The 24,737-nt window shown below is 70.7% G+C and carries 30 protein-coding genes and 1 tRNA gene; 9 read left to right on the forward strand and 22 right to left on the reverse strand.

Going from position 1 to position 24,737, the window contains the following annotated elements; genetic code table 11:
* Positions 1 to 41: 41 nt before the first annotated feature.
* Positions 42 to 1,511: an SDR family NAD(P)-dependent oxidoreductase gene (locus tag Q9S71_RS10990; protein WP_311862367.1), complete on the forward strand. Its 1,470-nt coding sequence runs from the start codon at positions 42 to 44 to the stop codon at positions 1,509 to 1,511.
* The gene (locus Q9S71_RS10995; protein ID WP_311862369.1) at positions 1,508 to 1,726 is read left to right on the forward strand and encodes a putative acetyltransferase; all 219 of its coding nucleotides are present in this window, start codon (positions 1,508 to 1,510) and stop codon (positions 1,724 to 1,726) included. The genes Q9S71_RS10990 and Q9S71_RS10995 overlap by 4 nt, the downstream gene beginning before the upstream one ends.
* Positions 1,727 to 1,729: 3 nt before the next feature.
* Here the strand turns inward: Q9S71_RS10995 and smpB are convergent, their stop codons facing one another.
* The 8 genes from smpB to prfB form a co-directional block, all read right to left on the reverse strand.
* On the reverse strand, positions 1,730 to 2,206 hold the full coding sequence (smpB, locus tag Q9S71_RS11000) for an SsrA-binding protein SmpB (protein WP_064001887.1): 477 nt from the start codon (positions 2,204 to 2,206) through the stop codon (positions 1,730 to 1,732).
* 65 nt (positions 2,207 to 2,271) lie between these two features.
* Positions 2,272 to 3,186: a permease-like cell division protein FtsX gene (ftsX, locus tag Q9S71_RS11005; protein ID WP_311862370.1), complete on the reverse strand. Its 915-nt coding sequence runs from the start codon at positions 3,184 to 3,186 to the stop codon at positions 2,272 to 2,274.
* Entirely contained in the window at positions 3,183 to 4,247 is a 1,065-nt protein-coding gene (ftsE, locus tag Q9S71_RS11010) for a cell division ATP-binding protein FtsE (RefSeq protein ID WP_311862372.1), read from the reverse strand. Before ftsE ends, ftsX begins: the two co-directional genes overlap by 4 nt.
* A 57-nt stretch (positions 4,248 to 4,304) precedes the next feature.
* Positions 4,305 to 5,063: an anti-sigma factor gene (locus Q9S71_RS11015; protein WP_311862374.1), complete on the reverse strand. Its 759-nt coding sequence runs from the start codon at positions 5,061 to 5,063 to the stop codon at positions 4,305 to 4,307.
* A complete protein-coding gene (locus tag Q9S71_RS11020) occupies positions 5,050 to 5,628 on the reverse strand; it encodes an RNA polymerase sigma factor (RefSeq protein WP_422880362.1) in 579 nt (192 codons plus the stop codon). The genes Q9S71_RS11015 and Q9S71_RS11020 overlap by 14 nt, the downstream gene beginning before the upstream one ends.
* 2 nt (positions 5,629 to 5,630) lie before the next feature.
* A complete protein-coding gene (locus Q9S71_RS11025) occupies positions 5,631 to 6,275 on the reverse strand; it encodes a class F sortase (RefSeq protein WP_311862378.1) in 645 nt (214 codons plus the stop codon).
* A 9-nt stretch (positions 6,276 to 6,284) separates the two neighbouring features.
* Positions 6,285 to 7,106: a DUF4397 domain-containing protein gene (locus Q9S71_RS11030; RefSeq protein WP_311862380.1), complete on the reverse strand. Its 822-nt coding sequence runs from the start codon at positions 7,104 to 7,106 to the stop codon at positions 6,285 to 6,287.
* Between the two features lie 117 nt (positions 7,107 to 7,223).
* Positions 7,224 to 8,336 carry a peptide chain release factor 2 gene (gene prfB, locus Q9S71_RS11035; RefSeq protein ID WP_217530141.1) on the reverse strand — a complete coding sequence of 371 codons (1,113 nt, stop codon included), beginning with the start codon at positions 8,334 to 8,336 and terminating at the stop codon, positions 7,224 to 7,226.
* 26 nt (positions 8,337 to 8,362) lie between these two features.
* Here prfB and Q9S71_RS11040 point away from each other — a divergent pair, with 26 nt between their 5' ends.
* Both Q9S71_RS11040 and Q9S71_RS11045 read left to right on the forward strand, forming a co-directional pair.
* Positions 8,363 to 9,643 carry an MFS transporter gene (locus Q9S71_RS11040; protein WP_311862381.1) on the forward strand — a complete coding sequence of 427 codons (1,281 nt, stop codon included), beginning with the start codon at positions 8,363 to 8,365 and terminating at the stop codon, positions 9,641 to 9,643.
* Positions 9,640 to 10,053 carry a hypothetical protein gene (locus Q9S71_RS11045; protein WP_311862382.1) on the forward strand — a complete coding sequence of 138 codons (414 nt, stop codon included), beginning with the start codon at positions 9,640 to 9,642 and terminating at the stop codon, positions 10,051 to 10,053. Before Q9S71_RS11040 ends, Q9S71_RS11045 begins: the two co-directional genes overlap by 4 nt.
* Positions 10,054 to 10,078: 25 nt before the next feature.
* Here Q9S71_RS11045 and Q9S71_RS11050 read toward each other — a convergent pair whose 3' ends face one another.
* From Q9S71_RS11050 to Q9S71_RS11085, 8 genes are all read right to left on the reverse strand, one after another.
* Positions 10,079 to 10,384, reverse strand: coding sequence for a DUF6980 family protein (locus Q9S71_RS11050; protein WP_311862383.1), 306 nt, complete (start codon positions 10,382 to 10,384; stop codon positions 10,079 to 10,081).
* Positions 10,385 to 10,462: 78 nt separating this feature from the next.
* Positions 10,463 to 10,870: a pilus assembly protein TadG-related protein gene (locus tag Q9S71_RS11055; RefSeq protein ID WP_311862384.1), complete on the reverse strand. Its 408-nt coding sequence runs from the start codon at positions 10,868 to 10,870 to the stop codon at positions 10,463 to 10,465.
* Entirely contained in the window at positions 10,867 to 11,334 is a 468-nt protein-coding gene (locus Q9S71_RS11060) for a TadE/TadG family type IV pilus assembly protein (protein ID WP_311862386.1), read from the reverse strand. Before Q9S71_RS11060 ends, Q9S71_RS11055 begins: the two co-directional genes overlap by 4 nt.
* Positions 11,309 to 11,698 carry a TadE/TadG family type IV pilus assembly protein gene (locus Q9S71_RS11065; RefSeq protein ID WP_311862387.1) on the reverse strand — a complete coding sequence of 130 codons (390 nt, stop codon included), beginning with the start codon at positions 11,696 to 11,698 and terminating at the stop codon, positions 11,309 to 11,311. Before Q9S71_RS11065 ends, Q9S71_RS11060 begins: the two co-directional genes overlap by 26 nt.
* A 10-nt stretch (positions 11,699 to 11,708) precedes the next feature.
* Positions 11,709 to 11,912, reverse strand: coding sequence for a hypothetical protein (locus tag Q9S71_RS11070; RefSeq protein ID WP_311862388.1), 204 nt, complete (start codon positions 11,910 to 11,912; stop codon positions 11,709 to 11,711).
* Between the two features lie 23 nt (positions 11,913 to 11,935).
* Positions 11,936 to 12,847, reverse strand: coding sequence for a type II secretion system F family protein (locus Q9S71_RS11075; RefSeq protein ID WP_311862389.1), 912 nt, complete (start codon positions 12,845 to 12,847; stop codon positions 11,936 to 11,938).
* Positions 12,844 to 13,704, reverse strand: a complete 861-nt coding sequence (locus Q9S71_RS11080; RefSeq protein ID WP_311862391.1) for a type II secretion system F family protein — start codon at positions 13,702 to 13,704, stop codon at positions 12,844 to 12,846. Before Q9S71_RS11080 ends, Q9S71_RS11075 begins: the two co-directional genes overlap by 4 nt.
* Positions 13,701 to 14,864 (reverse strand): TadA family conjugal transfer-associated ATPase, encoded by a 1,164-nt coding sequence (locus Q9S71_RS11085; protein ID WP_311862393.1) that lies wholly within the window; start codon positions 14,862 to 14,864, stop codon positions 13,701 to 13,703. The genes Q9S71_RS11080 and Q9S71_RS11085 overlap by 4 nt, the downstream gene beginning before the upstream one ends.
* A 108-nt stretch (positions 14,865 to 14,972) precedes the next feature.
* On the opposite strand from Q9S71_RS11085, the gene Q9S71_RS11090 reads away from it, so the two are divergent.
* The 3 genes from Q9S71_RS11090 (at position 14,973) to Q9S71_RS11100 (ending at position 16,597) form a co-directional block, all read left to right on the forward strand.
* Positions 14,973 to 15,593 carry a flavin reductase family protein gene (locus Q9S71_RS11090; RefSeq protein ID WP_311862394.1) on the forward strand — a complete coding sequence of 207 codons (621 nt, stop codon included), beginning with the start codon at positions 14,973 to 14,975 and terminating at the stop codon, positions 15,591 to 15,593.
* 79 nt (positions 15,594 to 15,672) lie between these two features.
* Positions 15,673 to 15,754, forward strand: a tRNA-Leu gene (locus tag Q9S71_RS11095).
* 72 nt (positions 15,755 to 15,826) lie between these two features.
* Entirely contained in the window at positions 15,827 to 16,597 is a 771-nt protein-coding gene (locus Q9S71_RS11100; protein ID WP_217530546.1) for a DedA family protein, read from the forward strand.
* On the opposite strand, the gene ku is transcribed toward Q9S71_RS11100, so the two are convergent.
* Positions 16,598 to 17,485, reverse strand: coding sequence for a non-homologous end joining protein Ku (gene ku, locus Q9S71_RS11105; RefSeq protein WP_217530167.1), 888 nt, complete (start codon positions 17,483 to 17,485; stop codon positions 16,598 to 16,600).
* Between the two features lie 60 nt (positions 17,486 to 17,545).
* Between ku and Q9S71_RS11110 the strand changes: the two genes are divergently transcribed.
* Positions 17,546 to 19,927 (forward strand): ATP-dependent DNA ligase, encoded by a 2,382-nt coding sequence (locus tag Q9S71_RS11110; protein WP_311862395.1) that lies wholly within the window; start codon positions 17,546 to 17,548, stop codon positions 19,925 to 19,927.
* A 6-nt stretch (positions 19,928 to 19,933) separates the two neighbouring features.
* Here the strand turns inward: Q9S71_RS11110 and Q9S71_RS11115 are convergent, their stop codons facing one another.
* The 4 genes from Q9S71_RS11115 to murI form a co-directional block, all read right to left on the reverse strand.
* Positions 19,934 to 20,845, reverse strand: a complete 912-nt coding sequence (locus Q9S71_RS11115; protein WP_311862396.1) for a cation diffusion facilitator family transporter — start codon at positions 20,843 to 20,845, stop codon at positions 19,934 to 19,936.
* Positions 20,846 to 20,943: 98 nt separating this feature from the next.
* Positions 20,944 to 21,582, reverse strand: a complete 639-nt coding sequence (rdgB, locus tag Q9S71_RS11120; protein ID WP_311862398.1) for an RdgB/HAM1 family non-canonical purine NTP pyrophosphatase — start codon at positions 21,580 to 21,582, stop codon at positions 20,944 to 20,946.
* Positions 21,528 to 22,271, reverse strand: coding sequence for a ribonuclease PH (gene rph / locus Q9S71_RS11125; RefSeq protein ID WP_064001858.1), 744 nt, complete (start codon positions 22,269 to 22,271; stop codon positions 21,528 to 21,530). Before rph ends, rdgB begins: the two co-directional genes overlap by 55 nt.
* Positions 22,268 to 23,095 carry a glutamate racemase gene (gene murI, locus Q9S71_RS11130; protein WP_311862399.1) on the reverse strand — a complete coding sequence of 276 codons (828 nt, stop codon included), beginning with the start codon at positions 23,093 to 23,095 and terminating at the stop codon, positions 22,268 to 22,270. Before murI ends, rph begins: the two co-directional genes overlap by 4 nt.
* 56 nt (positions 23,096 to 23,151) lie before the next feature.
* On the opposite strand from murI, the gene Q9S71_RS11135 reads away from it, so the two are divergent.
* The gene (locus Q9S71_RS11135; protein WP_311862400.1) at positions 23,152 to 24,480 is read left to right on the forward strand and encodes a nicotinate phosphoribosyltransferase; all 1,329 of its coding nucleotides are present in this window, start codon (positions 23,152 to 23,154) and stop codon (positions 24,478 to 24,480) included.
* On the opposite strand, the gene Q9S71_RS11140 is transcribed toward Q9S71_RS11135, so the two are convergent.
* Positions 24,459 to 24,725, reverse strand: coding sequence for a DUF3039 domain-containing protein (locus Q9S71_RS11140; RefSeq protein ID WP_064001855.1), 267 nt, complete (start codon positions 24,723 to 24,725; stop codon positions 24,459 to 24,461). The two genes, Q9S71_RS11135 and Q9S71_RS11140, sit on opposite strands and share 22 nt — an antisense overlap.
* Positions 24,726 to 24,737: the final 12 nt, after the last annotated feature.

Genomic DNA, 24,737 nt, shown 5'->3' on the forward strand with positions numbered 1-24,737 from the left:
ACGCTAACAGGCTCGGCATCCGACTCGACGTAGAATCTCGTGTGCTTCCCGACACTCTCTCGTCCGACACGGCGATCGATCCCGCTGATCTCGCCACCACTCTCCGGGTGCTCGCGGCCCTACCCTCCCTCCCCCGGACGCACCCCGACTTCATCGCCGTCCGGCAAGCGAGCGCAGCGATGTTCAAGGCGGCGAAGAAGGAACGGCGCCGCGAGATCCGTGAGGCCGTCGCGACCGCCGACCGCGAGGTCGTCCACGCGACGGCGACGGGAGCGCCGGACCGCATCGACGACGAGACGCGCGGCATCCCCATCGCCACCCGCACCGCCGCCCCCATCGCGGGCGTCCTCAAGAAGGCGCGCGGCTGCTACATCTGCAAGCAGCCGTACACGATCGTCGACGCCTTCTATCACCAGCTCTGCCCCGACTGCGCGGCCCTCAGCCACGAGAAGCGGGATGCCCGGACCGACCTCACGGGCCGACGGGCGCTCCTCACGGGTGGGCGCGCGAAGATCGGCATGTACATCGCGCTGCGCCTGCTGCGCGACGGCGCCCACACCACCATCACGACGCGGTTCCCGCGGGATGCCGTGCGTCGGTTCCGCGCGCTGCCGGACTCGGCCGAGTGGATCGACCGGTTGAAGATCGTCGGCATCGATCTGCGCGACCCGGCACAGGTGATCGCCCTCGCCGAGGACGTCGCCGCTGCGGGCCCGCTCGACGTGCTCATCAACAACGCGACGCAAACGGTGCGCCGCTCGCCCGGCGCCTACCAACCGCTCGTCGACGCCGAACTCGCACCGCTCCCCGACGGCCCGCTGCCCGAACTCGTCACCTTCGGGCACACCAACGACCGGCACCCCGAGGCCCTCGAGCGGTCGGTGAGCGCGCACCCGATCCTCGCCGCGGCGGCCGATCGCGCCGACGTGCTCACGCGCGAGGCGATGGCCGCCGGGTCGACGTCGCTCGACCGTCTCGCCGCGGGGACGGCGATCGACGCCGGCGGTCTGATCCCCGACCTCGACCACACGAACTCCTGGGTGCAGCGCGTCGAGGAGGTCGATCCGCTCGAGATGCTCGAGGTCCAGCTCGCGAACACGACGGCGCCGTTCCTCCTCGTGTCCAAGCTCCGGCCCTCGCTCGCCGCGAGCCCCGCCCGGCGGACCTACATCGTCAACGTCAGCGCGATGGAGGGTGTCTTCGACCGCGGGTACAAGGGCCCCGGGCATCCGCACACGAACATGGCGAAAGCCGCGGTCAACATGCTGACCCGGACGAGCGCCCGCGAGATGTTCGAGAGCGACGGCATCCTCATGACGAGCGTCGACACCGGATGGATCACGGACGAGCGGCCGCATCCGACGAAGGTGCGCCTCGCGGAGGAGGGGTTCCACGCCCCGCTGGACCTCGTCGACGGGGCCGCTCGCGTCTACGACCCCATCGTGCGTGGCGAAGCCGGCGAGGACGTCTTCGGCGTCTTCCTCAAGGATTACGCGCCGGGCCGCTGGTGACCCCGTTCCCCGCTCCCGGGACCCGCGTGGTGGTGCGCTATCTGCTGCCCGACGGGCGGGCGACGGACGCCCTCGGCGAGCTCGTGTCGGTCGAACCCGACGTGATCGTCGTCGACGGCAAGCGCGGGCTCGAACGCATCGGCCGCACGGCGGTCATCGCCGCCAAGGCGGTCCCACCGCCCCCGGAACCGCGGCCACGGCGGCCAACGGCCTGAGGGTCACTCCCCCAGGCGGTTGCGGCTGCGCATGGCCCGCTCGGCCTCGCGCTTGTCTTCGCGTTCGCGGATCGTCTGACGCTTCTCGTACTCGCGCTTACCCTTCGCGACGGCGATCTCGACCTTCGCCCGCCCGTCCGAGAAGTACAGCTTGAGCGGGATGAGCGTGTAGCCGCCGGCGGCGACCGCGTGGGAGAGCTTGACGATCTCGTCCTTGTGCAGGAGCAGCTTGCGCGTGCGCTTGGCGGCGTGGTTCGTCCAGTGACCCTGCGAGTACTCCGGGATGTGCACGGCGTCGAGCCAGGCCTGGCCGCCGTCGATGAACGCGTAGCCGTCGCTCAGGTTCGCGCGCCCCTGACGCAGCGACTTCACCTCCGTGCCGGTCAGCACGAGACCGGCCTCGTAGGTCTTCTCGATGGCGTACTCGTGGCGCGCGCGACGGTTGGTCGCGATGACCTGTTCCCCGCGTTCCCTGGGCATGATGACTCCTCGACGCGGCCGCGCTCCGCGCGCGACCGGCCTGCCAGTCTAACGGAGGCCTGCGCTCAGGTGCGCAGCCATCGGCGGATGGCGAAGCTGGCCGACAGCGCCGCCAGCGCGAGACCGAGGCCCACGATCAGCGGGATGACCAGCAGCGCATCCCGTCCGTCGATCCACGTCGTCACGAAGTCGATCTCGTCGACGAGGAACCCGTGCACGCCGTACTGCACGCCGAGCCAGACCGCGACGCTGGCGAGTGCCGAGCCGATGAAGGCGGCGAAGACGCCCTCGAGGACGAACGGCGTCTGGATGAACCGGTTGGATGCCCCGACGAGACGCATGATGCCCAGTTCCTTGCGCCGCGCGTAGGCCGAGAGCCGGATCGTGGTGGCGATGAGGAGCACGGCCGCCACCAGCATGAGCCCGGCGATCCCCACCGCGAAGTACGTCGCGATCGTGAGCGCAGAGAACAGCGGCTGCAGATACTCCATCTGGTCGGTCACCCCCTCGACGCCCTGCGTTCCCGAGAACGCCTCGTCGATGACATCCGTCTGCGTGGGGTCCACGAGGTTGACCCAGTACGTCTCGTTCAACTGGGCCGGGGTGATGAAGTCTTTGTAGTCCTCGCCCATGAGGTCGAGGACGTTCTGGTAGGCCTCCTCGCGCGTCTCGAACCGGACGCTGCGGACGATGCCCTCGAGTGCCGGGCTCTCGAGCTTCTCCTTGACCGCGGCGAGTTGTTCGTCCGTCGCCTCGCCGTCGCTGCAGGTTATCTCCGTAGACCCGTCGCGGCACATGAAGATCGCGACCTGGGCGCGCTCGGCCCAGTACCCCTGCATCTTGGCGATCTGCATCTGCATGAGCAGGGCGGCGCCCACGAACGTGAGCGACACGAAGGTGACGAGGATGACGGAGATCACCATCGACGCGTTGCGACGAAGACCCGTGAGGGCCTCGCCGAGGACCAGACGGACTCTCATGCGGTCGGCCCCACTTCGTCGTCGTCGCGGTGCCCGAGACCCAGACGGTCCGCTGCCCCGAGCCCGTCGATGTCGCCGAGGTCGATGTCGGCGGGGGTGATCGGAATGCCTCTGGTGCCCGTGTCCGGCTCGGACGCCGCGGCCCGGGCCGCGGCATCCGTCTGCACCTCGGTCACCGGGGGCGGGTCCTGCACGACGGGGACGGCGGGCAGCACCGTCTCGGGCTGCGGAGCGGGAGGCTCGATCGGGTCCGGGAGGGGCTCGACCGCCCCCGTGTCGCCGGTCGCGATCTGCTTCTGCAGTTCGAGGACGGCCGTGAGCGCCGCCGTGGCCGCCGCGCCCTTGACCGTCTCGGGCGTGAGGACGGGCAGGCCCGATGTGTCGCCGTAGCCGCCGTGGCGCTCGTCACGCACGACCACGCCACCGCGCAGCTCGATGACGCGGCGCTGCATCTGGTCGACGAAGCCCGCCTCGTGGGTCGCCATCACGACGGTCGTACCGCCGGCGTTGATGCGGGCCAGCAACTGCATGATGTCGATGGAGGTTCCCGGGTCGAGATTTCCGGTCGGCTCGTCGGCGAGCAGGATCTGCGGCCGGTTGACGATGGCGCGCGCGATCGCGACACGCTGCTGCTCACCGCCTGAGAGCTCGTGCGGCAGGCGCTTCTCCTTGCCCGCCAGGCCCACCAGGGCGAGGGCTTCGGGGACGGACTGCTGGATGAACGCGCGACTCGACCCGATGACCTGCAGCGAGAACGCGACGTTCTGGAAGACGGTCTTGTTCGGCAGCAGACGGAAGTCCTGGAAGACCGACCCGATGTGACGACGGAAGTAGGGGACCTTGCGCGTGCTCAGACCGCGCACATCGCGTCCGAGGACGACGACGCGACCGTCGGAGGCGGTGTCCTCGCGGAGGATGAGGCGCAGGCACGACGACTTCCCCGAGCCCGACGCGCCGACGAGGAACACGAACTCCCCGCGCTGGACGTCGAACTCGACGTCGCTGAGGGCGGGTTTGCTGGTGCCGCGGTACTTCTTGGAGACCTTTTCGAAGCGGATCATGGCCAGACGAGCCTAAGCGGCGGGGCCGCCGCATCCGTCAGCGACACTCCCGCGCGCTCAGGGGGCTGACAGGGTCCCCCGGACGATCGAGTCGCCCGAGTGACCGGGATCCCCGTCGACGTCCTCCTGCGAGATGTCGACCACGGTGAACCGCGACAGGTCGACGTCGTCGGGGATGTCGAAGGAGCCCGAGCTGCCGTCGAGCACGCCGAGGCTGATCAGGTCGCTGGCGTCCGACGTGAGCAGCCACACCTCGCGGTAGCCGTCGTCGGGGACGGATGCCGTCAGGTCGACCACGACGCGGTCGTGACCGTCGACGCGCTCGAGCATCGCCTCGCCCTGGGCGCCCGCCCAAGTCGGGAAGCCGTCGAGCCGGGCCTCGGAGATGATCTCGGGACGCGGGGCGATGCCCCCGGCCATCCAGACGCCTGCCACGATCGCCACGACGGCGACGGCCGCTCCCGCCATCACGAAGAACACCGGGCGACGACTGACCCGCCGGCGACGTGCCACGTGCCGGGCCCCGGTCGACGGCGCCTCGGAGGGACGGGATGCCGGTTCGTCGGGCGTCGACTCCGGTGCGGTCGACGGCTCCGGCGGCAGAGCGAGTTCGCTGCGGATGGACTCCCAGACGCGGTCAGGGGGCGTCAGGAGCTCCTCGCCGGTGCGGGTCGCCCGGCCTGCGGCGACCGCGCGCGCGAACGAGGCGACTTCGGCCGTGCAGTCCGCGCAGGAATCGAGGTGGTGCTGCTCGTCGGCGGACGGCTGCTCCCCCATCGCCAGGAGGGCGGCGACCTCGGGGTCAAGATGTGACATGGTGCGCCTCCAATCGGGTTCGCAGGCGGGTGAGACTTCGTCGGATGTGGCTTTTGACGGTGCCGAGCGGCATCCCCAGTCTGTCGGAGATCTGCTGGTGGGTCAGATCCTCGTAGAACGCCAGCGCCAGGACGGCGCGGGCGTCGGGCTCGAGCTGGGCGACCTCGTCGGCCACGAGCATCGCGTCGGAGACGTCGTGTTCGGCGACCTCGTCGGGGACGACCGCCTTCAACGCCTCCTCGAGACGTGCCGCGCGGGTACGGGCCTCGTGGGCGTCGGCGATGCGGCGACGCGCGATCGTGATGAGCCACGCGCCGAGAGGCGCCCCGTCCAGGCGGTACGACGACCGGGAGGTCCACGCCGAGACGAACGTGCGCTGTGTGACGTCCTCCGCCTCGGTCGTGTCGCCGAGCGAGCGGACGGCCAGGGTGTACACGATGCGCGACCACCGGTCGTACATCGCCTTTACCGCGGTCTCGTCACCCGCCGCGAAACGCTCAGCGAGGTGGGTGTCGTCGTCGACGGCCTGCTCCTTCCGTGCGGCGAGCCGAGGCGGGGCCGTGATGGTCACGACTGCGCCTTCGCAATGAGCACCACGTTATCGCTGTAGGTGCGGGTCTGCTGATCGAAATCACCACCGCAGGTGATGACGGCGAGGGTCCGCGGACCCTCACGGGTGAACAGGTCGTCCACGGGGAGCTCCGCGCGGGGGATGTACGTGACCGACTCGGTGACGTAGGTGGTGACCGTGCCGTCGGCATCCGTCACCGTCACCTCGTCGCCCTCCTTCGCTTCACGCAGTCTGGCGAGCGGTCCCACACCGTACTCCCGGTCGTCCACGTGGGCCGCGATCACGGTCGTGCCTTCGGCGTCGGCGGGGGCCTTGCCGAAGCGGTACCACCCCGCGATCGACGGACGTTCCGGGATCTCCATCTCGCCGGTGTCCTGCACCCCGACCGCCTCCACCGGCATGTCGACGTCCAGCGACGAGATGGCGAGCCGCTCCGGTGCCGGAGCGCGCACGACGGCCTGCGGAGTGGCCGGAGCGACCGGGACGGAGACCTGCGGCGTGGGAGCCGCCGGTCGAGGGGAGACCGTCCCGGTCGCGCCCGAACCGGTGTCGGAGGGGGGTGATCCCGTCTCCGACACCGGTGCACAGGCCGCCAGCATCAGGGCCGTCAGCGTGACGGCGATGATCGACAGGCGGCGCATGTCAGGACCTCAGCGGCGCGCAGCCGAGGTACGGGCGACGAGCACACCACCGGCGACGAGACCGGCGATGAGGGCGGCACCACCGGCGATCAGCCAGCCGTTCGGGCCGTTCTCGGCGACGAGGCCCGCCGAACCCGTGTTCACACCGTCGGGGCCGGAGTGCAGACCGTCGATGGTCTGCGTGGCCAGGGCGAGGTTGCCGTCCTCGGCCGAGCCCCAGGCGTAGGCGATCGTCAGGACGCCCTCCTGGACCTCGACGTCGGCCGGGCCGATGACCGGGTCGGTCGTGCCCTCGAGCGCGACGGCCGCGCTCACCGTGCCGGCGGGCAGGTCGAGCGACTCCTCGTTGGGGTTGGTGAGGCCGGTGATGACCGCTTCGCCGCCGGCGAGCACGTCGACCGCGGGGGCGGCGGCCACGTGGCGCACCGTCAGACGACCCTCACCGGCAGCGGTCTCGGAGGTGTCGTTCGTGAACAGGTTCGCAGTGGGGGTGCCCTCGGCGTCGAGGTGCGCGACCGCGGTGTAGTTCATGCCGGCCTCGAGGGTGAGGTCGATGGGGCCGAGGACCGGGTCGGAGTCGTCGGTGGCGTCCGCGGCGGTCAGCGCGACCGAGTAGGTTCCGCCGGGAAGCTCGAGCGGACCGCCGAGGTCACCCGGCTGGAAGTCGTCGATCGTCAGGTCCCCGTTGACGTACACGTCGACGGGAGTGTCCGGGATCGCGTGGAGCACCGCGAGGTCGGCCGTGTCCGACGTGGCAGCGGATGCGGGGGCGAATGCAGCGAATGCCACGGCGGCACCGAGGGCGACGCCCGCAGAGAGTGTCTTGCGCATGGGAACTCCTTCTGATTCGGCGCGAGGTGTTCGCGCTTTCACAGAGGTATTCCCGCGGTCCACCGACTTTGGATGCAGGTGGATGGAAAAATCTCGAAGAGATTCCTCCGCGTCGACTCAGTCGTCGTCGTCCTTGCGCTTGCGCCAGCGGATGCCGGCCGCGATGAAGCCGTCGAGGTCGCCGTCGAACACGACCGCGGGGTTACCCACCTCGTGTCCCGTGCGCAGGTCCTTCACGAGTTGCTGACCGTAGAGGAAGTACGAGCGCATCTGGTCGCCCCAGCTCGCGGTGATGGTGCCGGCGAGCTCCTTCTTCTTCGCCGCCTCCTCTTCCTTCTGCAGCAGCATGAGTCGGGTCTGCAGGACGCGCATCGCGGCCGCGCGGTTCTGGATCTGGCTCTTCTCGTTCTGCATCGAGACGACGATGCCCGTCGGGATGTGGGTCAGTCGCACGGCCGAGTCGGTCGTGTTGACCGACTGTCCGCCGGGCCCCGACGACCGGAACACGTCGACGCGGATGTCGCCCTCGGGGATGTCGACCTCCTGGGCCTCCTCCATGACGGGGATCACCTCGACGGCGGCGAAGCTCGTCTGGCGCTTGTCGGCGGAGCCGAACGGGCTGATGCGTGCGAGGCGGTGGGTGCCCGCCTCGACCGAGAGCGTGCCATACGCGTACGGCGCATCCACCTCGAAGGTGGCGGACTTGATCCCGGCGCCCTCGGCGTAGGACGTGTCCATCACCTTGACGGGGTACTTGTGGCGTTCGGCCCAGCGCAGGTACATGCGCATGAGCATCTCGGCGAAGTCGGTGGCATCGTCGCCGCCGGCGCCGGAGCGGATCGTGACGACCGCCCCGCGGTCGTCGTACTCGCCGTCGAGGAGCGTCTGCACCTCGAGCTGGCTGATGACCTTCTCGAGGTCGGCGATCTCCCGACGGGCCTCCTCGGCGGAGTCCTCGTCGTCCATCTCCTGCGCGAGCTCGACGAGCACCTCGAGGTCGTCGAGCCGCTGCTCCACCTCGGTGACGCGCTTGAGCTCGGACTGGCGGTGGCTGAGGGCGCTGGTGACCTTCTGCGCCTTCTCGACGTCGTCCCAGAGGTCGGGGGCGCCCGCCTCGTCGGACAGACGGGCGATCTCGGCAGAGAGAGCGTCGACGTCGACGACCGCCTTGATCTCACCGAAGGTGGAACGGAGGGCCTGGATGTCCGCAGACGGATCGAATTCAAGCATGACACTCCAGAGTAACGTGGATAGGGATGACCGACCGCCCCGACTCCCCCGCTGCTCGAGATGTGCTCTGGCGATTCGGCCCCATGGTCTATGCACCGACTGCCCTCTTCGCGATCGGCGAGGGTGCGGTCCTCCCCCTCATCCCGAGTCTCGCCGGCTCCCTCGGCGCCGACGTCGCCCTCTCGGCGCTGATCGCGTCGATGCTCGTCGTGGGCCAGCTCATCGGGAACCTCCCCGCCGGCTGGGCCGTCGCGCGCGTCGGCGAACGGGCCACGATGATCGCCGCCGGAGCCCTCGCCCTCGTGGTCTCCCTGACGGCCGCGCTCCTGCCGTCGCTGCCCGTGTTCGCCGGCGCCGTCTTCCTCATCGGGTTCTGCGCCGCGGCGTTCGGCTTGGCGCGGCACTCCTTCATGACGACGCGTGTGCCGGTGCTGTTCCGCGCCCGCGCCCTCTCACTGCTCGGCGGCACGTTCCGGCTCGGCATGTTCACCGGCCCGTTCATCGCCGCCGCGCTCATCGGATTGTTCGGCGACGAGCGGGCGACCATCTGGTTCTTCGCCGTCTGCCTCGCGGCCCTCATCGTTCTCGTCACCTTCGGTCCCGATCCGGAGAAGCAGTTCGTCGCGCAGCCCGTGCACAGCCACGACGCCGAGGACTCGGGCGAGCCGGTGACGGGATCGATCCCGGTGGCCGAGCGCATCGGCGTGTTCCGGACGATGTGGCGGCACCGGCGGGTGCTCTCGCGCGTGGGACTCGCAGCGGCGTGCCTGTCGGCCGTGCGGTCGGCCCGTCAGGTGGTGCTGCCGCTGTGGGGTGTGTCGATCGGCCTCGACGCGCAGACGATCGCCCTCGTCGTCGGCATCTCCGGGGCGCTCGACTTCGCCCTCTTTTATGCGAGCGGCCAGGTCATGGACCGCTTCGGCCGCCTCTGGGCCGCACTGCCCGCGATGATCCTGATGGGCAGCGGCTTCCTCGCCCTTTCTGTCACCCACGACGGAGCGTCCGCCGAGATGTGGTTCGCGATGTTCGCCGCCGTCCTCGGCGTCGGGAACGGGTTGTCCAGCGGCATCCTTCTCACCATCGGTGCGGACCTCGCTCCCAAGGACGATCCCGCTCCCTTCCTCGGGTCCTGGCGGACGCTGACGGATGCCGGTGGTGCCACGACCCCGCTGATCGTGACCGGCATCACCGCGATCTCGTCCCTGTCGTTCGCCGCCGGGGCGGTCGGTCTGATCGGCTTGCTGGGTGCCGTCGCCTTCGTGCGCTGGTTGCCCCGTTTCCTGCCGCACGTGGACCGCCGCTCATGACCAGCGACACGACGGCGATCGCGATGCGTCGGGGCGACCTCACGGTCCGCGCGAGCCTCACCTGGCGCCGGGAGGGGTGGCGCTACGCCGTCTCACTGTCGTCCGACGCCGTCGAGACGATCGAAGAGGTCGCCGATGACGCCTTCGAGGCTCTGTGCCGGGTTCGCGAGCACCTGGAACCGCGGGGCTGGCGCATCGGCGTCGTCGGTGCGCAGGCCGACGTGTGGCCGAGCGGGATGGCGCGGGATCAGGGAGGCGGGCTGCGCGCCTACCGGGTCGGTGAGGACCGCGTCGGCGACCTCGTCGACGTGTTCGCACCCGCCGATCCCGACACGGTCACGACCGTTGCGGCCCAGCGCGCCGAGACGGATCGGCGATTCGAGCTCATCCGCAGGGCTGCAGGAGGCTGATTGCCGCGCCGGCTCCCTCGGGCGATCACGGCTCCGGCTCCACGACGAGGTTCCCCTCGTCGTCGAATCGGCCTCGCCACCACGCATCGGTCCGGTAGTGCTCCGGGAGTGAGGTGAGCGGGTCTCCGAGCTCGTACGCGCCGCCGGTGACCCGGTCCACGGCATCCCACCACTGCTCGCTCAGATCCGTCGGAAGCCGCTCGCCGCACCACGGACAGAAGTCGATCCGCTGCACGACCCGCAGGTCGCCGGGGGCGTGGTCGCCACGTTCCTCGATCGCGTAGCTGCGATCACGAGGGGTGTACCGCACCGCGAATCGCGGGTCGGCCACCATCGTGCTCATCATCCGGCACGAGTGCGGGTCGGTGGCATCGGTCCCGGAACCATGACGTCATTCTCGTCCATCGGTTCAGTCCAGCAAGGTGCGGCTCGTCGCGGTCGCCTCGAGCACCACCCCCGCGGGGACGAAGATCGACGAGATCGGTGGATGCCACGTCGTCGACACCGTCACGCGGGCCGACACCCCGTCGGGGGTGGATGCCGAGACGAGCGCGACCTCGCCGTCCGCCGCGACCAGCGCCTCCGCCTGCTCCCGCACGCCGGCGTCCGTCAGCTCCGCGCGCGGCTGATCCCCGTGCACCTCGAGCGTGAACCCGTCGGCGCCTGCGAGAGCCGCGGCATCCGCCGCCGCCTGCGTCCGCTTCTGCGCGAGGTACAGACTCGTCGCGTCGACGCAGACGAAGACGAGCACCAGTGCCAGGAGCGCGTAGCCGATGGTCAGGATCAGGATGCTGCCGTCCTCGTCGCGGGCTCTCATCCGTCCCTCCAGTAGCGCGAGACCTTTTGCACGGACGACGACTCGACGCCCACGCGGGTCGCCTCGTCGAGCCCGAGGACCGGCGGCACGAGCGGCAGCGGCACGGAGGCCACGACCGTCACCCGGACGGTCTCGCCTGCGCCCGGGCACTCCGCCGGCCGGCCGACGCAGGAAACGTCCACGGCGAGCGTGTCCGCATCGATCTCGTACTCACGCACGAGGGAGTCGAGGACCGCCGATGCCCGGGCGTCGGCATCCTGCACGCTCTCCGCTGACGCGACGGCGCGTGCGACATGCCGAGAGGCCGCCTCGACGCCCAGCGCGTGCGACTGGATGATCCCGAGGGTGACGATGAGGTAGACGATCGGGACGAGGAGGATGACACCGCCCACGATGAACTCGAGTGCGGCCGACCCGCGCTCGTCGCCGAGGAGGCGGTCAGTCGAAGGTCTCCGCCGGGGCATGAACGGTCACCTCCCACCCGTGCGGCAGGCCGAGGAGGCCGATGAGGGGCAGCCGTGTCGTCACGGTCACCGCGACGGTGTCGTACCCGAGCGCGGTCGATTCCGAGGCGGTGGCACTCTCGACGAAACCGTCGCCCACGGCGCGCTCCACGACATCCCGGGCGCGCTGCGCCCCCACCGCGGTCTCCACATCGGCGAGGGCCGCGTGGTACGCCCCCTCGACCGCCGCGTCGTGGACGACGTTGCGGACGTACACGGCGAGCCCCAGTTGCAGGACCCCGAGGGTGAGCGCGGTCAGCAGCACGCCGACGAGCACGAACTCGACCGGAGTCGAGCCGCGTTCGTCGGAGAGCAGCCGGCGCACGTCGACGTCCTCAGAAGCTCGAGACCTGGTCGATCGCCTGCTCGAAGAGCTGGGCGAGCGCGGGACCCGCCAGGGCCCAGATGACGACGACGAGTCCGGCGGTCATGAGGGTGATCAACACCCAGCCGGGCACGTCGCCCCGATCGTCGTCGCGGACGTCCCCGAGCACGGCACCCCAGGCGGTGCGCAAACGGGACAGAGTGGAACGGATCATGATGTTCTCCTTTCGGTCAGGTATCAGCCGACCCCGAGCCGCAGCATGACGATGCCGGGAAAGACGGCGAAGAGGACGCTCATCGGCAGCAGCAGGAAGACGATCGGGAAGAGCATCGCGATCTCCTTCTTGCCGGCGCGTTCGATGAGCGAGCGTTTGGCGTCCTCGCGGGCGTCGCCGGCCTGCGCCTGCAGGACCCCCGCCAACGGCGCACCGCGGTCGATGGCCGCGACGAGGTGCTCGAGCGCGCGCGACAGTGCCGGGACGTCGAGCCGCCGGCCGAGGTCCACGAGGGCGTCCGACAGGTTCGACCCGGTGCCGCTGTCGAGGACGGCGCGGCGGATCTCCGCCGTCAACTCCCCCGAGCCGATCTCCCCGACGCGGCGGAGGGCGTCGCGCAGGCCCTCGCCCGCGGCGAGGCAGAGCGAGAGGAACTCGAGGAGCGTCGGCAGCTCCTCCTCGACGCGCGCCCGGCGTCGGCGCCCCGCCGACGTCAGCCGCAGATCCAGCACGGCCGCCGCGGCCGCCCCGGCCACAGGAGGAAGCAGCACGGCTCCCGGACTCATCCGGCCGACGAGGGCCAGAAGGACCAGGACGGCCCCTCCCGCCAGTGCACCCACCACGATCCAGGTGAGTTGCCGCGCACGGAACCCGGCCGCATCCTGCGTCCAGCCGGCCTGCCGCAGCCGCTGCTCGAGACGGGCGGCTCCTCCGAACGCGGCCATGAAGCGATCGCGCCGCGTGCGCCAGTCCGTCCCGGCGGACTCGAGGGGGGTCAGACCGCGCGGGTCGGCGATGTCGCGGAGGTAGGGTGCGATGCGCCGCGACAGCGTGGGCGCCGCCAGCCGTGGCACGCGGGTCGCGACGAGCACGACGCCGGCCGCGAAGGCGCCGCCGAGCACGATCGCGAGCGCGAGCTCCGTGAGCGCGCTCATGCGAACCACCTCCGAGGCTCCGGGAGGCGTCCGATGCCGACCATGAGTCGGAACGCGACCACCGAGACAGCGGCGCCGAGCAGGATCACCGCGACGCCCTCGGGGCTGCTGTAGGCCGTCGCTCCTTCGGGACGCAGGGCGAGCAGGCCGAGGATGATCCACGGCGCGACGACGCCGAGCACCGCGGCCCCGCGGATCCACGACTGACGCGCTTCGATCTCGGCGCGCAGCGCCGCGTCAGCCCGCACCGAGGCGGACAGGGCGCGGAGGACGCTCGTGAGCTCCGTCCCGCCGACCTGACGGGCCATCCGGAGCGCCTCGATGATGCGGTCGGCGACCGGATCGGCCAGCCGGGCCTTGAGGCGCAGCGCGCTCGAATCGAAGTGCCCCGACGCCGACACGTCCGACGCGAAGGCCGCGAACGCGGGGCGCAGCGGCGGCGGCCCGACCTCGCCGAGCGCGGAGACCGCGTCGGGAAGCGACATCCCGGACCGTACCGAGGCGACGAGGAGGTCGCACACGTCCGGCCACAGCTGACGGCGGCTCTTCTGACGCCGGCGGGCGCGACCCCGCAGCCACCCGGCGGGCGCGAAGAATCCCGCCACAGCTGCGACGGCCGCGAACGCGGGCAGGGCGGTGACGAGCCAGACGATCGCCCCCGAGAGCGCCGCCGTGGCACAGGAGACCGCCGCGAGGTGCCCGGGCGTCGCATGGCCGAATCCGGCGCTCTGCAGGAGACGAGCGGATGCCGCATCGCGCCGCACGGGCGCCGGCTCCCCCGCGCGCGGTGGCCAGAGCCACGGTGACAGGGCGAGCAGAATGCCCGCCGCGAGGGTGATGCCGAGGAGGACGGTCATGCCGGAGCGTCCCCGAAGAGCGTGCGGGTCTCGACCACGCCGTCGACGACACGGCCGGTCGGCGCGACGATCTCCACGACGGCGCGGCGACCGTCGGCATCCCGCCGGCAGTGGACGACCAGACCGACCGAGGCGGCGATCGCGGGCAGGAGGAAGTCACGGTCGATGTTCCGCCCGGCCAGCAACGGGAGCGAGCCGAGCTTGCGGAGCGCGTCGGGCGCCGAGTTGGCGTGGATCGTGGCGGCGCCCGGGACGCCCGTGTTCAGGGCGAGCAGCAGGTCGAGGGCCTCCGCATCGCGGACCTCGCCGACGACGAGGCGATCCGGTCGCATGCGGAGCGCTTCCTTCACGAGCCGGCGCAGCGACACCTCGCCGGTCCCTTCGAGGCTCGGCTGACGGCCCTGCAGCGCGACGAGGTCGGGGGCCTGCGCGTTCAACTCGAACGTCTCCTCCACCGTCACGATGCGGTGGTGCGCCGGTGCGGCGGCGATGAGGGCGCCGAGCAGCGTGGTCTTGCCGGCGTGCGTCGCGCCCGAGACGACGACGCTCGTACCCTCGCGCATCGCGGTGCGGAGGATCGCCGCCGCCTCAGGGGCGACGGACCCGGCGGTGACGAGGTCGTCCAGGGTACGGAAGCGGGTGAGGAACTTCCGGATGTTCACCGCCCAGTGCCGGCGCGTGATGTCGGGGATGACGACGTGCAGGCGCGACCCGTCCGGCAGCGACGCGTCGACGAACGGTTGGCTGAGGTCGACGCGGCGGCCGGTGGCGTGCAGCATCCGCTCGACCAGGTCGCGCACGGCCGCGTCGGTCAGGACGATCGGTGCACGTTCGCTGCGCCCCTCGCGGGCGACGTAGACGCGGTCGGGCGCGTTGATCCAGATCTCCTCGACCTCCGGGTCGTCGAGGAGCGCCTGCAGGGGGCCGTACCCTGCGACGGTTGACAGGATGTCGCGGACGGACCCGGCTTCGTCCTCGATGACCTCCACGCCCCGCGCGAGGGCGAAGTCGTTGTGGCGACGCACCTCGGCGCGAGCGATGAACGCTGCGCGGTCGGGGTCGCGCGACGGGTCGACCTGCTCGCTGCGCAGCCGCTCGCGCACCCGCTCGGCCACCGCGGCGAGCCCGCGGGTCGAAGTCGGGGCGGACGCGATGCTCATGGCCAGGGATCCTCGCAACCCGACCCCGCCCGGCGTGGGAGTTATCCACACGCCACCGGCTCCAGGTGGACTGCAGACGCCCTGTCGGCGGAAGGCGAGAATCGAAGGATGGACGGAACGCGACGTGTCGAACTGCCCGTGCTGTACTTCGGGACCCCGGTCGCGTTGATCACCACGGTGAATCCCGACGGGTCCTCGAACATCAGCCCGATTTCCTCCGCCTGGGCGCTGGGCGACCGCTACATGCTGGGGCTTGGCGCCGACGGCCAGGCGGTCGCCAACCTCCGCCGCGTCGGCGAACTCGTGATCAACCTGCCGTCATCCGACCTCGTCGGCGCGGTCGAGGCGATCGCGCCGACGACGGGGCGGAACCCGGTGCCCGAGGCCAAGAGACCCGCCTACCGCCACGAGCCCGACAAGTGGACCCTCGGCGGTCTCACCCCGCTCACGTCGGACGCGGTGACGGCGGCACGTGTGGCCGAATGTCCGGTGCAGATCGAGGCTCGTGTGGCGCAGATCGTCGGCATCGACGGTGGCGACGCCGTCGCCGTGGAGGCGCAGGTCCTGCAGGTCCACGCGCACGAAGGGATCCTGCGGGAGGGGCAGGATCGCGTGGACACCGACGCGTGGCGACCGCTGTACTACGGGTTCCGCCACTACTTCGCGCAGGGGCCGCACGTCGGTGCCAACTTCCGGGCGCCGCTCCTGGACGATCCCGCGCTGACCTGACCAGGTCCGCGTCGCCGCGCGATCCTCGGGATATCCCTCTCAGGCGTCTCCCACCGCGCGCCCTAGACTGAACGCACCAGCGGGAGTGGTGAAATCGGCAGACACGCAGGATTTAGGTTCCTGTGCCTTCGGGCGTGGGGGTTCAAGTCCCCCCTTCCGCACGAGGCACCCGCGTGCCTCACACCTTGCGCCCATCCGTCGGCGGGCCCACCGCCGCGAATCGAAGGACCTCCGTGCACCCCTTCGCACTGCTTCCCTGGCTCGATCCCGAGACCATCATCAACGCGGCCGGCCCGTGGGCCCTCGTCGTGGTCTGCTTCATCGTCTTCGCCGAGACCGGCCTGCTCGTCGGCTTCCTGCTGCCGGGTGACACCCTGCTGATCATGGCGGGGCTGCTGTCGAACCCGGTCACCCACGCCCCGAACGGCGTCTTCGGGATCAACGTCTGGGTGGTCGGCCTGCTGATCGGTCTCGCGGCGTTCCTCGGCGGTGAGGTCGGATACCTGATCGGTCGCAAGGGCGGACCCGCCGTGTTCGAACGCAAGGAGTCCGGCCTCTTCAGTCGCAGCAACGTCGAGCGGACGAATGCGTTCTTCGAGCGCTACGGCGGCGTGACGGTCATCCTCGCCCGTTTCGTGCCGATCGTGCGCACCTTCGCCCCGGTTGCCGCCGGCGTCGGCAAGATGGCATGGCACAAGTACTCGCTCTACAACCTGATCGGCGCCGTGATCTGGGGCTTCGGTCTGACGGTCGTCGGTTACCTCGTGAGCCTCATCCCGGGCGTCGGCGAGTTCGTCGCCGAGTACATCGACGTCATCCTGCTCGTGGCGGTGGCCGGCACCATCATCTTCATCGTGTGGCACTACTTCGCCGAGAAGCGCAAGGTCAAGCGTGAGATGGCCGCCGGACCCGACGGCGTCACCGACCAGGCCGAGGCGCAGCAGCTCGTCCTCGAGCCCGAGGCGTTCGACGAGCGCCCCGACGGGGAGAGCCGCCGCTCCTGATCAGGAGGCCTTCTTCTTCGCGGGCTTCTTCTTCGCCGCCGCCGGCTTCGTGTCGGCGGCGGCGTCTTTCTTCCCAGCGTCCGTCTTCCCGCTGCCCGCGCGCGCGGCGCGGCTCTTCTCGACGCTCGCCCGCAGGGCCTCCATCAGGTCGATGACCTCTCCGCCGGAGGCATCCGTCTTCTCGCCGAAGGTCTCGGCCGTGTCGAACGCGTCGCCCTTCTCGAGCTTCGCCTCGATGAGGGTGCGCAGCTCCTGCTGGTACTCATCGGTGAACTCGGTCGGGTCGAAGTCGCTCGAGAAGCTGTCGACGAGGGATGCCGAGAGCTCCAGCTCCTTGCTCGAGATCTTCACCGGCTCATCCAGCACCGGGAACGACGCCTCCCGCACCTCGTCCGCCCACAGGAGCGTCTGCAGCACGAGCACGTCGCCGCGCACGCGGAGCGCCGCCAGCCGGGTCTTCTGCCGCAGCGCGAACCGGACGATGGCGGTGCGGTCGGTCTGCTCCAGCGTCTGCCGCAGCAGGACGTAGGCCTTGGGACTCTTCGAGTCGGGCTCGAGGTAGTACGCCTTGTCGAGCGTCAGCAGGTCGATCTGTTCGGTCGGCACGAACTCGACGACTTCGATCTCGCGGCTGCGCTCGCTCGGCAGGGCCGCGAAATCGTCGGAGGTCAGGACGACGGTGCGCTCGCCGTCGTCGTACGCCTTGTCGATCTCGGCGTACGGGACGACCTCGCCGTCGATCTCGCAGATGCGCTGATACCGGATGCGGCCGCCGTCCGCGGCGTGCACCTGGTGCAGCGACACGTCGTGGTCCTCGGTCGCGGAGTACACCTTGACGGGCACGTTCACCAGGCCGAAGGTGAGGGCGCCTTTCCAGATCGCTCGCATCACACCAGTAGACACCCGTCACAGCCGGTTGCGACAGGGCTTGCGCACTACTCTGGGCCCATGCCAGCCCCACCCCAGGAGGTCGTCGTCGACGGACGCCGGCTGCGGCTGTCGAATCTCGAGAAGGTCATGTACCCGGAGACGGGGACGACCAAGGGCGAGGTCATCGACTACCTCACCCGCATCGCTCCGGCGATGCTGCCGCACCTCGCCGGTCGGCCGGTCACCCGCATCCGCTGGCCCGACGGCACCGGCGAGGGCTCGTTCTTCGCGAAGCACCTCGAAGCGGGGGCGCCGCCCTGGGTCGCGCGGCGGCCCATCGAGCATTCGACCGGCGCGAAGGACTACCCGCTCGTCGACGGGATCCCGACTCTCGTCTACCTCGCGCAGGTCGCCTCGATCGAACTGCACGTCCCGCAATGGCGCTTCGACGCCACCGGCGGACGGCGGAACCCCGACCGTCTCGTCCTCGACCTCGACCCGGGCCCGGGAGCGGGGCTCGCCGAGTGCGCGGAGGTCGCGCGGTGGGCGCGCGCGATCCTCCTCGACCTCGGGATGGACCCGGTGCCCGTCACGAGCGGCAGCAAGGGCGTCCACCTCTACGCCCCCCTCGACGGATCCCGCACGAGCGACGAGATCAGCGCCTTCGCGAAGGAGCTCGCCCGCCTGCTCGAAGCCGACCACCCCGACCTCGTCGTCAGTCAGATGTCGAAGGCTGCCCGTCCCGGCAAGGTGTTCCTCGACTGGAGCCAGAACAACGGCAAGAAGACGACGATCGCGCCGTACTCGCTGCGGGGCCGCGACCGGCCGACCGTCGCCGCGCCGCGTAGCTGGGACGAGCTCGACGACCCCGATCTGCGCCACCTTCTCTTCGACGAGGTCCTCGAGCGGGTGGGCGGGGTCGGCGACCTGTTCGCGACCCTGGCGCCGACGGATGCCGGGCCGCTCGCCTCGTACATCGCGAAGCGCTCCGCGGCGAAGACGCCGGAGCCCGTGCCCGACTCCCCCGCCGGCACGCCGTCCGCCGGCTCCGCGCGCTTCGTCATCCAGGAGCACCACGCCCGTCGCCTGCACTACGACCTGCGTCTCGAACGCGACGGCGTGCTCGTCAGCTGGGCGGTGCCGCGCGGCATCCCGGACTCCCCCTCGACGAACCACCTCGCGGTCATGACCGAGCCGCACCCGATGGAGTACCTGGGCTTCGCGGGCGAGATCCCGGCGGGCGAATACGGCGCCGGGTCGATGTCGATCTGGGACACCGGCACCTTCGCGCTGGAGAAGTGGCGCGACGACGAGGTGATCTTCACCGCGAACGGTCGCGAGGGCGGCCCGCTCGGCTCGGTGCGGCTCGCCCTCATCCGCACGAGCGGCGACGGCGAGAAGTCGCAGTGGCTGCTGCATCGGATGAAGACGGATGCCGCGCCCCCCGCATCCGCTCCTCCAGCACCCGCGTCGCGGCCCTCCCCCGCCACGCCCCTCCCGCCCCCGTCGCCGATGCTCGCGACGACCTCCACCCCTCCCCTGGCGCGCCGCGCGGCGGAGCGATGGGGAGCCTGGGTCGAGTTCAAGTGGGACGGCGTACGTGCCCTCGGGATCTGGGACGGACAGACGTTGCGGCTGCGGGCCCGTAGCGGCACCGACATCACGGCACGCTACCCCGAGGTGACCGCGGCGGCGGCGTTCGGTCCCGCCTCCTGCGTGGTGGACGGCGAGATCGTCGCTCTCGACGAACGCGGTCGACCGAGCTTCTCCCTGCTGCAGCACCGGATGCACCTGACGAAGACGCCCGAGATCGAACGCGAGGCGCGGCGGATCCCGGTGCAGTACCTGCTGTTCGACGTCCTCGAGGTCGACGGGAGGGATGCCGCGCCGCTGCCCCTCGCGCAGCGGAGGGAGCTCCTCGAACGGCTCGCCGCCGATGCGCACGAGCCGATCGTCCTTCCCCCCATCGCGGACGACGTCGACGACGCCCTCGCCACGGCGCGTGCGATGGATCTGGAGGGTGTCGTCGTCAAGGACCCCTCGTCGGTCTACCGACGCGGCCAGCGCAGCGACCAGTGGCTCAAGGTCAAGCTCACCCTGATGCAGGAGATCGTGATCGGCGGCATCCGTCCGGGCAAGGGCGGTCGCTCCGGGGGGATCGGGTCGCTCCTGATGGGGATCCCGACGCCCGACGGGCTGCACTACGTCGGGCGTGTCGGCTCCGGTTTCGGCGACGCGACCCTCGCACGATTGGATGCCGCGCTCACCCCGCTGCGCACCGACGAGAATCCGTTCGTCGACGTCGGCCAGGAAGAGGCATCCGATGCGCTCTGGGTGCGCCCTGAGCTCGTCGGCGAGGTCGAGTACGCCGAGGCGACGCCGAACGCGACCCTCCGCCACGCCCGCTGGCGCGGTCTGCGACCCGACAAGACGCCGGACCAGGTCCGGATGGAGGACTGACCGGCGTCAGGCGTGGGCGTCGTGTTCGACGTGACCGGCGGGTTCGAGCTGGAACGTGGAGTGCGCCACGTCGAAATGCCGGGACAGGCAGGACTGCAGCTGCGACAGGAGTGCGCCGGCGCGATCGTCGGCGAAGTGATCGGGTGCGACGACGACGTGGGCCGTGAACACCGGCGCGCCCCGGGTGAGCTGCCACACGTGGACGTCGTGGACGTCGACGACGCCCTCGGTGCCGAGGATGTGATCCCGGATGTCGGCGACCTTCGTCCCCGCCGGCGCGCGCTCGCCGAGCACGGCGAACACCTCGCGCAGCAGGGCGACGGCGCGGGGCACGATGAGGGCGGCGATGAGGAGGGAGGCCACGGCGTCCGCCGGCATCCATCCCGTCAGCCAGATGACCCCGGCGGCGAGGATGACGACGACGGAGCCGATGAGGTCGCCCAGCACCTCGAGGTAGGCGCCGCGGACGTTGATACTCGTGCGTTGAGCGGCGCTCAGGACGTAGAGCGAGACGCCGTTCGCGACGAGGCCGATGACCGCGACCACGAGCATCGGCAGCCCCTGCACCTCGGCCTCGGCGGGGTCGACGAGTCGGGAGATCGCCTCGACCGCGATCCATCCGCCCAGCACGATAAGGATGACGGCGTTGAGCAGCGCGCCGAACACCTCGGCCCGCTGGTAACCGTAGGTCTGGCGTTCGTCGGCGGGACGCGCCGCCACCGACGCCGCGATGAGGGCGATCACGAGACCCGAGCTGTCGGTGAACATGTGCCCGGCGTCCGCGAGGAGCGCGAGCGATCCCGTGAGGATCGCGCCGACGAGCTGGATGACGAGCACGGTCGCCGTGATGCCCAGCGAGACGGCGAGCAAGCGGCGGGGATGTCCGCCGCGGATGCCGGTGGGCGCGTGATCGTGCATATTTCGAGGGTAGGGCGGGGCGGCCGACCTTCCGCCCGGTTCGGCCTACTCGGGAATGAGTCCGATTCTCAGGCTCAGCAGTGTGCGCGGAGCGGGCGTCAGAGCGCAGCCAGGAGCGGCGCCAGCGCCTCGAATGCGCGGGCGCGGTGCGACGTCGCGTTCTTCTCCGCCGCCGACAACTCCGCGGCTGTGCGCCCGTCGGCGTCGTCGGGCAGGAATACGGGGTCGTAGCCGAATCCGTTCCCACCCGCGGGAGCCGTCGCCAGCCGGCCCGACCAGATCCCCGTCACCACGTGCTCCTCGCCGCCCGGGACGACGAGCGCGATCGTCGACACGAACTGCGCCGTCCGATGCGGGTCGGCGATGTCGGAGAGTTGATCGAGCAGCAGCTCGTAGTTCGCGACGCCGTCCTTGCGGTGTCCGGCCCAGTAGGCGGAGAACACACCGGGCGAGCCGCCCAGAACGTCGACGCTGATCCCGGAGTCGTCGGCCATCGCGGGAAGCCCCGTGTGGGCGGCCGCGGCGCGCGCCTTGATCAGCGCGTTCTCGGCGAACGTCACGCCGTCCTCGACGGGCTCGGGTCCGTCGTAGCCGACGACCTCGAGGTCGGGCCGCGTCGCGGCGACGATCGCACCGAACTCCTCGACCTTGTGCGCGTTGTGCGTCGCCAGGACGATGCGGCTCACGCGCGCTCCTGCGCGAGGGCGGCGAGCTGGATGTCGCGGAGGTCGCCGCATCCGTTCACACCGAGGTCGAGCAGCGCGTCGAGCTCCCGCTTGTCGAAGGGCGCCCCCTCGGCGGTACCCTGCACCTCGACGAACAACCCGCGACCGGTGACGACGACGTTCATGTCGGTCTCGGCGCGGACGTCCTCGACATAGGCGAGGTCGAGCATGGGCTCACCGTCGATGATCCCGACCGAGACCGCCGCCACCGAGTCCAGCAGCGCCTTCGCGTTCTTCCCGACGAACCCCTTCGCCCGGCCCCACTCGATCGCGTCCGCGAGGGCGACGTAGGCGCCCGTGATCGCCGCGGTGCGGGTGCCGCCGTCGGCCTGCAGCACGTCGCAGTCGATGACGATCGTGTTCTCGCCCAGCGCCTTCGTGTCGACGACCGCGCGGAGCGCGCGACCGATCAGCCGGGAGATCTCGTGGGTGCGGCCGCCGACCTTGCCCTTGATGGACTCGCGGTCGTTGCGGGAGTTGGTCGCGCGCGGCAGCATCGCGTACTCGGCGGTGACCCACCCCTTGCCCTTGCCGGTCAGCCAGCGCGGGACGCCGTTGGTGAAGGATGCGGTGCACAGCACCTTCGTTCCCCCGAAGGAGATGAGCGCCGACCCCTCAGCGTGGGCGCTCCAGCCGCGTTCGATGGTGACGGGGCGCAGCTGGTCGACGGCGCGGCCGTCGGCACGGGTGGTCTCGGTCATGAGGTCTCCTTCGGTAGGTCGATGGCACCGGTCTGGACGAGACGGACACTGCTCACACCGCGTCCCATCAGCCGTTCGGCGAGGCGGAGGAAGTCCTCGGCGGAATCCCCCGTCGCCTCGTAGACGTGCGTTGGTTCCGCGTCGGGTCCGGCCAGCAGGTCGCGCGACACGAGCTGACGATAGACGTCCTTTGCGGTCTCGGTATCGCTCGAGACGAGCGACACGTCCGGGCCCATCACATAGCTGATGGCGCCCTCGAGGAACGGGTAGTGGGTACAGCCGAGCACGAGGGTGTCGATCCCCGCGTGACGCAACGGCGCGAGGTACTCCTCGGCGACGCGAAGGACGTCGGGCGTGTCCGTGACCCCCGCCTCCACGAAGTCGACGAAGCGCGGACAGGCCTGGGCGAAGACACTCAGGCGCTCGTTGACGCCGAGCATGTCCTGGTACACGCCCGAGCCGATGGTGCCCGCGGTGCCGATGACGCCGATCCGCCCGTTGCGCGTGGTCGAGATGGCGGTGCGCACGGCGGGGCCGATGACCTCGACGACGGGCACGTCGTACCGCTCCCGCGCGTCGCGCAGGAGTGCCGCCGACGCGGTGTTGCACGCGATCACGAGCATCTTCACGCCCTCGTCGACGAGGGCGTCGAGCACCTCGAGGCCGTAGCGCCGCACGTCGGCGATCGGTTTCGGTCCGTACGGGGAGTGCGCCGTGTCGCCGATGTAGAGCACCGACTCCCGCGGCAGCAGCTGCGAGACAGCGCGGGCGACGGTGAGGCCGCCCACTCCGGAGTCGAAGATCCCGATCGGTGCGTCCGTCACGATCGTCCAGCCTAGTCTCGCGCGGGGGTCCGCTCGCGCGTGGCTAGAGTGACGGCATGGGCATGTCCACGGCGCTGCTGACCGACCGCTACGAGCTCACGATGCTGGATGCCGCGCTGCGCGACGGCACCGCCGACCGCCGCTGCGTGTTCGAGCTCTTCGGCCGCCGCCTCCCGGGCGGACGCCGCTTCGGCGTCGTCGCGGGAACCGGGCGACTGCTCGCGGAACTCGCCGACTTCCGGTTCGAGGAGGCGGAGCTCGCCTTCCTCCGCGACAACCGCATCGTCAGCGCCGAGACCGTCCGCTTTCTCGAGGACTACCGCTTCCGCGGGACGATCAGCGGCTACCGCGAGGGAGAGCTCTACTTCCCCGGCTCGCCGATCCTCACGGTCGAGGGCTCGTTCGCCGAGGCCGTCATCCTCGAGACCCTCGCGCTCAGCATCCTCAACCACGATTCGGCCGTCGCCACCGCTGCGGCGCGCATGAGCATCGCCGCCGGCGACCGCCCGCTCGCCGAGATGGGGTCGCGCCGTGCGGCGGAGCGCTCCGCCGTCGCCGCAGCCCGGGCCGCCTACATCGCGGGCTTCTCCGCCACGAGCAACCTCGAGGCCGGGCGCACCTGGGGCATCCCGACCATGGGGACGGCCGCACACGCGTGGACACTGCTTCACGACACCGAGGAGGACGCCTTCCGCAGCCAGATCGACGCGCTCGGCACCGACACGACGCTCCTCGTCGACACCTACGACATCCGCCAGGGCGTCGAGACGGCGATCCGCGTGGCGGGCACGGGCCTCGGAGGCGTGCGCCTCGACTCCGGAGACCTCCCGACCGTCGCCGCGTCGGTGCGCGCGCAGCTCGACGAGCTCGGCGCCACGGGTACCCGCATCACCGTGACGAGCGACCTCGACGAGTTCGCGATCGCGGCATTGGCGGCATCCCCCGTCGACGCCTACGGCGTCGGGACCTCGGTCGTGACGGGATCGGGCACCCCGACCGCGGGCATGGTCTACAAGCTCGTCGCACGGCAGGGCACCGACGGCGGGTGGGTCTCCGTCGCGAAGGCCTCGACGTCGAAGGCGTCCGTCGGCGGACGCAAGGCCGCGTTCCGCACCCGCGTCGACGGGGTCGCGACGGGCGAGGTGGTCGCCGTCGCCGCCGGCTTCGACGAGCTCGACACGCCCGCCGCCCACCCCGACGCCCGTCCGCTGCAGGTCGCTCTGGTCCAGCACGGCGAAGCGGATGCCGCGCACCTCGGACCCGAGGGGGTCGCCACCGCACGGGCGCATCACCTGCGCGTGCGGGAGGAGCTGCCCGTCACCGCTCTCGCGCTCAGCCGCGCCGATCCGGCGCTGCCGACGGTCTACGAGGTCAGCGAGGCGTAGATCTCCTTGCAGGTGGGGCACACCGGGAACTTCTCGGGGTCGCGCCCCGGCGTCCACTTTTTGCCGCACAGCGCGCGGACGGGCTTGCCGGTGATCGCCGATTCGAGGATCTTGTCCTTCTTGACGTAGTGCGAGAACCGCTCATGGTCACCCGGCTCGATGGACTCCTCGCGGATGAGCTCCTCGAGCTCACGGTCGAGTGTGGCGAGGCCGCCCTGATCCGGGCTGTCGATCGGCGTGCTCATTCCCCCGAGTGT

It is taken from the genome of Microbacterium gawkjiense (genome assembly GCF_031932225.1).
Lineage (GTDB): Bacteria > Actinomycetota > Actinomycetes > Actinomycetales > Microbacteriaceae > Microbacterium > Microbacterium gawkjiense.